General features: G+C 35.5%; 5 protein-coding genes. 4 read left to right on the top strand and 1 reads right to left on the bottom strand.

From position 1 onward, the window contains the following. The first annotated feature begins 439 nt into the window (after positions 1–439). The 4 genes from JU57_RS13380 (at position 440) to JU57_RS13365 (ending at position 5,019) form a co-directional block, all read left to right on the top strand. Complete coding sequence (locus JU57_RS13380) at positions 440–820, top strand: helix-turn-helix transcriptional regulator (protein WP_037962144.1); 381 nt, start codon at positions 440–442, stop codon at positions 818–820. Beyond that, positions 820–1,422: a mobile mystery protein B gene (locus JU57_RS13375; protein ID WP_037962142.1), complete on the top strand. Its 603-nt coding sequence runs from the start codon at positions 820–822 to the stop codon at positions 1,420–1,422. Before JU57_RS13380 ends, JU57_RS13375 begins: the two co-directional genes overlap by 1 nt. A gap of 154 nt (positions 1,423–1,576) precedes the next feature. Further along, on the top strand, positions 1,577–2,737 hold the full coding sequence (locus tag JU57_RS13370; RefSeq protein WP_294877483.1) for an ATP-binding protein: 1,161 nt from the start codon (positions 1,577–1,579) through the stop codon (positions 2,735–2,737). Positions 2,738–2,745: 8 nt separating this feature from the next. Next, positions 2,746–5,019 (top strand): DEAD/DEAH box helicase, encoded by a 2,274-nt coding sequence (locus JU57_RS13365; RefSeq protein WP_037962138.1) that lies wholly within the window; start codon positions 2,746–2,748, stop codon positions 5,017–5,019. Positions 5,020–5,038: 19 nt separating this feature from the next. Here the strand turns inward: JU57_RS13365 and JU57_RS13360 are convergent. Then, a partial coding sequence (locus JU57_RS13360) for a hypothetical protein (RefSeq protein WP_294877482.1) occupies positions 5,039–5,292 on the bottom strand: 254 nt, incomplete at its 5' end.

The following is a 5,292-nucleotide window of genomic DNA, read 5'->3' as shown; positions in this document are numbered from 1 at the left end:
ATGTATTTATATGGTGTAGTAATATAACCTTAAGCTCTTTCTACGAAAAGAGCCTTTTTTGACATTGTAACATCTAATAAAATGGGCATACGCAGTATAAGCCAAATTGTTTAACCATTGATAAATGATTGAAAAGAGATATTTATTTGTTCACTCATTGCTAAAAAACATGCGTGCTTCTTTAGGTGACTTTTGGGAATGAAAAACAAGAAATAAGGCGAAGTTATTATGTAAAAAGGCATAAATTTTTGTGCCTAAATGTTGTCAAATTATTGTCACAGTGACAATGTTATGCAAACAAAGTTACTTTGAACCTATTAAAAAATTTGATTAAAACTGCTATAACTACGGATTTTAGGTGACACCCTCCTCTATTATTAATGATTTTATAGTTTGATTTATTGTGCCATTTATGGCATAATTTTGTAAAGGATATATCATGATGAGAAATCAACTAGTCGAAAGAATTGAACAACGACGCAAACAGCTCAAAATCAGTTTAGAAAATCTTGCAAAGCTAAGTCAACTAGGTCTGCGAACACTCAATCGTTTCTTAGCAGGTGACGATGTCAAGCTAAGTACGGTTGAAAGTATTACCACTATTTTAGGACTTGATTTCGCTGGTAATGAAGTTGTTCCAGTCACACAGCTACAAAAAAACCGTGCCCACCAAAAAGCCCAATTTATGGCATCACTGGTTCAAAGTACCTCTGCACTTGAAATGCAAGGTTTAGAGAAAGAAACCGTTGAAAAGATGATTGCCGAGTTTGAACAATCATTTTTAAGCGGTGAATATAAAAAGAGATTGTGGGTAGCTTAATGATTGATAGTACAAAATCCATTGATGATGCGACACCCTATCATGATCTCTCAGGATTAAAGCTCCCCAAAAACAAGACCTATATGTTAAGCGATATTTATATTAAAGAGGCTGAAAATATTGCTATTGCAACCCTAAAGTATTTATCAGCGCCACCTTCAAAAAAAGAAGCCTCCTTCTCTTATGATTGGCTGTTAAAGCTTCATGAGGAGATGTTCGGTAATGTATGGGATTGGGCAGGGAAACTTCGTCATAATGAGCTATCTATCGGTATAAAAGCTTATCTTGTACCAATGGAACTTAAAAAGTTAGTCGATGATTTAGCTTTTTGGATTAAGCATAAAACGTATGATCATTATGAAATTGCTGCACGCATTCATCACGGAGCTGTTTTCATTCATCCTTTTTCAAATGGCAATGGTAGATGGAGTCGTATGCTTGCAAACATTTACCTACGTCAAAATGGGCTTATGCCTGTTAAATGGCAAGAGGATTTATTAGCAAAAGAAAATCCAAAACGTAGTGATTATATACAAGCGCTCAAAAAAGCAGATCAAAGTGATTTTGCAGATCTGATAACCATGCATCATCAAACGTATTAATAAGCTCATAAATCAAAAAATTAACCTTGAATAATACCTAAATGGCTACCAAAGGTTTTTTGATGAAAAATCAATACACTATTATAAACATAATAGTGTATTTTATACTACAATATAGTATACTATTAAAATATTTTATACTATTGGAATAAATATGGAAGCACTTTTTTACAAATCCAATCCTTGGTGGGAAGAGCCTTTTGTCTTTAATGCCATTCAAAGAGATGTTTATTTGAATGAATTACAAGGATACATCGATAACAAAGACATCATTTTTCTAACAGGTCTTCGTCGTGTAGGGAAAACGACTCTTCTTAAAGGGATTGTCAATCTGCTTTTACATGTAAAGAAAATTGAGCCAAAACATATCTTTTATATTAGTTTAGATTTATATGCTCTTGAGGGACTAAGTATCGCAGATATTGTAACAGAGTATCGAAAGCTGCATAAACTACCAAATTCTCAAATGATCTATCTCTTTTTTGATGAAGTAACCTCTAAAAAGGCCTACCAACAAGAACTTAAAAATCTATATGATTTAGGTGATGTAAAAATCTTTGCTTCCGCTTCTTCCGCCTCCTTGCTCAAAGACAGTCAAGCTTTTTTAACAGGACGTCAGCGTTTAGTTGAAGTGATGCCACTTTCATTTGAAGAGTATTTGCAGTTTAAAAATATTGTGATTAAAAAAGCCGACACCCACTTAATTGAGAGCTACTTTGAAGAGTATATGAAAGACGGAGGAATGCCTGAGTATGTTCTTACGGGAGATATTTCGTATCTCTCCAATCTTATTGACAATATCATCTATAAAGATATTATCGCTTATCATAAAATCAAAGATGAACAGATGGTAAAAGACTTTTTTAAACTTTTGATGGAACGTTCAGGTAAACAACTCAGTCTCAATAAAATAGCAAATATCTTAGGCATCGGTGTCGATACAGCAAGGCGATTTCAAAGCTATTTTGAAGAGACCTACCTTATCTACACAGTTGAGAGACATGGCAAACTCAATGAAAGACTTCGTCATCCTAAAAAAATTTATGCAGGTGATGTGGGTATTCGTAATCTTATTACAGGGTATCGTGATAAAGGAGCTATTTTTGAAAATCTTGTTTATCTCAAACTCAAGCAGAGAAACCCTCGCTATGTGTATGAAGAGAGCAATGAAATAGACTTTATCACGGATGATGAAACACTTATTGAAGTCAAATACCACTCTGTGCTAAACGACAATCAACAAAAACTTTTTGAAACCTATCCTGCAAAGGAACGCATTGTTGTTGACTCTGCAAAAGCATTTATGGTGTTGTAGGATAGCCGTTGAATTCACATGAAAAACTAAAAAATCTTTTAATTCAAAAAAGGCAGATTGAAAACTCTATTGAGCTACTCAAAAAAGAGTTGAGCTATTATCAACTGCCTTCATTTGAAAAAATAGCCCTGTTTAAAAAACGCTTTTTTGCAAGAGGTGATGTTTATGCTAAAGAGCGTCAAAACAAAAAAGGCTATTATCCACTAAAAGATAATTATGAGGGTAAAACATTTGCCTATTTACCGCTCACCGATGAAGCGATTAAGCTCCATTTGCAAGGAAAAATTAGACTTGGTTCATACGCCATGCAAAAGAGTAATCGTTGTATTTTTCTTGTGATTGATTTGGACGATAAAGCATATCATGGTGATTTTTCACGCTCAAAAGCGCTTGAAGATGCCCAATCCATCATTGAAAGTGCTAAAAAATTTGGAGTAACGCTTTATCCAGAGCTTTCCAAATCAGGAAAAGGTGTGCATCTTTGGATGTGGTTTGATGCGCCTGTTCTTGCGATCAACGCTAGAAGACTGGGTGATTTAATCCTCAATGATGCGTTTAGTAAAACGTCTTTGAGCTTAAGTACCTTTGATCGCTTTTTCCCCAGTCAAGATTTTGTGCCAGAAGATGGTCTTGGCAATCTTATCGCCGTTCCTTTGCATTTTAGCAGTGCAAAAGCCAATAAAGGCACTCTTTTCTTTGATCCCAATACTCTCGAAACGTATGAAAATCAGTTTCTTTTTTTAGAACAGATTGAGGAAGTTTCTTCATCCTTAGTGTATGAACTCACCGGCAAAGAAGAGTTTCATGCTTATGCCAATGATTCTTTATATTTGCCGCCGTGGGAAAGGATTGCAGATAGAACCTCCAAAGTACCTTTACCAGAATCGATTGAAATTGTTCTTGATAATGCCATTTATATCCCTAAAAAAGATCTTTCCAAAAAAGCCATTTATCGACTGATGCAGTTAGTGACATTTTCAAATCCCGATTACATAAAAGCACAAAAGCTGAAAAAAGTTGTGGTTCATATTCCACGATTTTTAAGTGCATTTGAAATGGATGAAAAATACCTTATCTTACCACTTGGTGTGTTAGAAGATGTCTTAGAGCTCTTTGAAAAGAGTGATTGTCAAATCATTATGGATGATAAACGAAGCTCTCCATACCTTTTAGAGCCATTGTGTTTCAACGCTACATTAAAAGAAGAGCAAACCTTAGCGCTTGAAGCATTACTTGACTCTAAAGAAAGAGGTATTTTACATGCACAAACAGGATTTGGTAAAACACTCATTGCTATAGCTTTAATGAGTCAACTGGGACTTAAAACACTGATTCTTGTCAATAAAATGGAACTTCTTAAACAATGGGTGGATGAAATTACCAAATGGACAGGACTGAGTAAGAAACAGATTGGTACCTTTCATGGAAGTAGAAAAAAACTGCTTGAAACGGTAGATATCGCAACCGTACAATCCTTAGCCAATGCGATTGAAACCGAAGGTGATGGTTTTATTAGGAATAAATACGGACTTCTTTTGGTGGATGAATGCCATCATGCAGCTTCATACAGTGCTTATCAAGCAATTAAAGCCTTTAATGGCATACGAGCCTATGGTTTTAGTGCTACTTTACAGCGAGCCGATAGTAAAACACCCTTTGTCAATTACGCGCTAGGTGAAGTTCTATTTAAACACGTTAAGCACGATGGGCGCATCAAAAGAGTGCTTGAATACAGAAGTCATTTTGAAAGTAAAGAGAGTGAATACCATGCGATAATTTCTGAGTTGATCGCAGACAAAACGAGAAATGAACTTTTACTTAATGCCATAAAACAAAATATTCATCGAAATATTCTGCTACTCAGTGATCGAATTGAGCATATTACACATCTCTCTTCCGCTTTACATGTAAACACGATCGATCATGAAATAGTCCATGGAGGCATGAATCCTAAAGAGCGTGCATTGGTTATTTCAAGGCTTAGAACCACGGGATCAATGTTCAATGTTACGCTAGGAACAACTAGCTTGCTTGGAGAAGGAATGGATCTTAAAAATATTGATACGCTTATTCTAGCCACTCCGATTTCGCATCCTTCCAGACTGATTCAGATTTTAGGTAGGATTGGAAGAGACCATACACGAGAGCTACTTGTCGTTGACATCAATGACTCAGATAAAATATTTTCAAAAATGTACCGCAAAAGAGGGAGTGTTTATAAGTCTTTAGGGTATATTTTTTATGATAATAAAATATTTAAAAACAATATAATATCGTTATAAAACAGTTATTTATAGCCAATTATTTCTCTAGCCTTGCCATTCTCACAGTTGCCATTTTGATAAACTTCCCAACGGTCATACCATAGCTATTGGCAGCCGATTCAACAATAGCAAGCTCACTGGGGCTAAAATACGTAGCAAAGCGATTCTCTTTTGCATGTTCGCCTTCAGGCTTTTTTGGGCGCCCTCCTTTTTTGCGCTCACTCTCTGCAAAAGTAGAAGTCACCGTTGTCTTTGCTTTGCCTAACATAGTCGACCCTGAAAAACAAGTAA

The organism is Sulfurospirillum sp. SCADC (assembly GCF_000743525.1).
Lineage (GTDB): Bacteria > Campylobacterota > Campylobacteria > Campylobacterales > Sulfurospirillaceae > Sulfurospirillum.
The sequence above is the reverse complement of the archived record's forward strand: the minus strand, read 5'-3'. Positions and strand labels throughout refer to the sequence as shown.